3 protein-coding genes are annotated in these 2,247 nt (G+C 31.5%); all 3 read left to right on the plus strand.

Annotated elements, in window-relative coordinates; all coding sequences use genetic code 11:
- Positions 1 to 300 (plus strand): hypothetical protein (locus tag KTR07_RS27960; protein ID WP_217315575.1); only part of this gene is annotated, 300 nt, incomplete at its 5' end.
- 3 nt (positions 301 to 303) lie between these two features.
- A complete protein-coding gene (traM, locus tag KTR07_RS27965) occupies positions 304 to 1,413 on the plus strand; it encodes a conjugative transposon protein TraM (RefSeq protein ID WP_007559128.1) in 1,110 nt (369 codons plus the stop codon).
- A gap of 1 nt (position 1,414) precedes the next feature.
- Positions 1,415 to 2,247: conjugative transposon protein TraN (traN, locus tag KTR07_RS27970; protein ID WP_217315576.1), on the plus strand; the 833-nt coding region annotated here is incomplete at its 3' end.

The raw sequence follows: 2,247 nt of genomic DNA on the forward strand, positions 1-2,247 counted from the left end.
GCGTGGGCTGATATACACCGTAAAGCTATGTTTGGAATTACGATTTCATTCCTTTCTTTCGTCACAATTCTATCATTAGTAATGCGTCCAGAAAGAAAGCCAATGCAAGTTTTCAACGAAGAAAAAAGCAAAGTACAAATTAACATTGATAGTACCCTACAAAAAAAACAAGTAGGAGTTCACGACTTGTTAGAAGTGATTAAAATGCAAAATGAAATTAATGAGCTAAGAAAAAATGGGAAATTAACTCCAGAAGACACTATACGAATAAAAAATTTATACAATGAATTAAATAAATAGCGTATGAAACAGATTGATATTAAAAAGCCTAAGTACATCATTCCGATACTCATCCTACCTTTTATTCTAGGGATAGGATGGCTAGTTAAGGATATGATAAACTCTGCCCCAGCAGAAGAAACTACATTAGTAGAAACGGAAGAATTAAATCTTGATATTCCTGATGCTAATTTAGAAAAAAGAGAGATAAAAAGTAAATTTGAATCACTCAAAGGAGCTTTCAATAAATCTTCTGATTATTCATCAATACAAACCATAGATAAAGAAGAAGAAGTTAGCGAAATTGAAAGTTCTGGTTCTCTTTACTCCAATGATGAAATAAGGCAAATTGACAGTTTAAATCAAGCTTCTAGAATCCGAGAAAAGGAATTGGAACAACAAATAAAAGGATTTCCTACTATAGATGAATCAAGTCAAACAGAAACTAGGAAAGCTCCTGAAAAATCCAAGATGCAAGAAGAAATGGAGCTTTTTAAAATGCAAATGGCTTATATAGATTCATTACAAAATCCACGTCCTAGAACACCTCAAAAAAAACAAGATGAAAAGCCAAAAGAAAAGGCTATAGAAGTTGTAAAAGCGAAAAATCCCGCAGAAGTATATTTTAATACTGTAGGGAAAGAACAAAAAACTTCACTAATCACAGCTATATTAGATGAAACTTTAAAAGTAACAGATGGTAGCCGAGTACGCATACGGCTTCTAGATGATATAATGATTAATGACGCTCTTTTAACTAAAGGCACTTACCTATATGGGAATGTATCTGGCTTTAAAGCTCAAAGAGTACACATTAATATTTCCTCTATAATGGTTGATGGCAGACAAATGAAAGTAGATTTATCTGTATATGATAATGACGGACAAGAAGGTTTCTTTGTTCCTTCATCAGCTTTTAGAGATTTGAGTAAAGATGTTGGAGCGCAAATAGGAAGCCAAACTATACAAATGAACAGCCAATCAGAAGGAGTAGAACAATTCGCTTTAGGTGCTTTACAAGATGCTTACCGTAGTACAACCCAAGCTCTTTCCAAAAACATCAAAAAAAACAAAGCCAAATTAAAATATAACACACAAGTTTTTTTAGTAAACAACAAAGATAAAGAACAATAATATGAGAAAGATTTTTATTGTATTATGCACAATGGTTTCTGTTATTACAGGAAATGCACAGAACACCCCTATTGGAGAAAACATCGAGCTTGCAGGTGAAAACCCAGAAGAACTAAAGGTTATATACGTCAACAAAGATGTTTCAACGCATTTTATAGCTATGGAAGATATAAAATATGTTGATATATCAGTCAATGATATTGTTGGCGATATTCCTACTGGTAACTCTCTTAGAATAAAGCCCACAAAAGAAGGAGCTAGTGGAGTTATCACCATTGTTACAGAAAGATTTTTCGTACAATATATGCTAGTATATAGTAGCGATTTAGCAAAAGCATACACTCGCTTTAATATCCCTTATGCTGATTTACGTAGCTATATGAATCCAGAAGTGAACTTAACCAAAGCACAAATGTATGATTACGCACATAGAATGTTTATTTCAAAAAATAAATTCTATGATGTTTCCAGTAAAAGTAACCTAATGAAAATTGTACTAAACAATATCTACACATTAGATAAGTATTTCTTTATTGATATTTCTATGATTAATAAAACAAAAATACGATATGATATAGACCAAATACGCTTCAAAATAGAAGATAAAAAACAAACAAAGGCTACTAATTTTCAATCTATAGAAATACTTCCATTGATGCAAGTTAATAAGAATCTTGTTTTCAAGAAGAACTATCGAAATATTTTTGTCTTTGAAAAATTTACTTTCCCAGACGAAAAAGTTCTTACCATAGAAATATCTGAAAAACAGATTTCAGGACGTACTATAACATTAAGAATTGATTATGCAGACATTCTTCATGCAGATGCTTTTAC

Source organism: Bacteroides sp. MSK.20.82, assembly GCF_019052485.1.
Classification (GTDB): domain Bacteria; phylum Bacteroidota; class Bacteroidia; order Bacteroidales; family Bacteroidaceae; genus Bacteroides; species Bacteroides thetaiotaomicron.

Bases quoted from the DNA above. Each gene is read 5' to 3' on its own strand.
- traM (WP_007559128.1), top strand. From the start codon at position 304: ATGAAACAGATTGATATTAAAAAGCCTAAGTACATCATTCCGATACTC.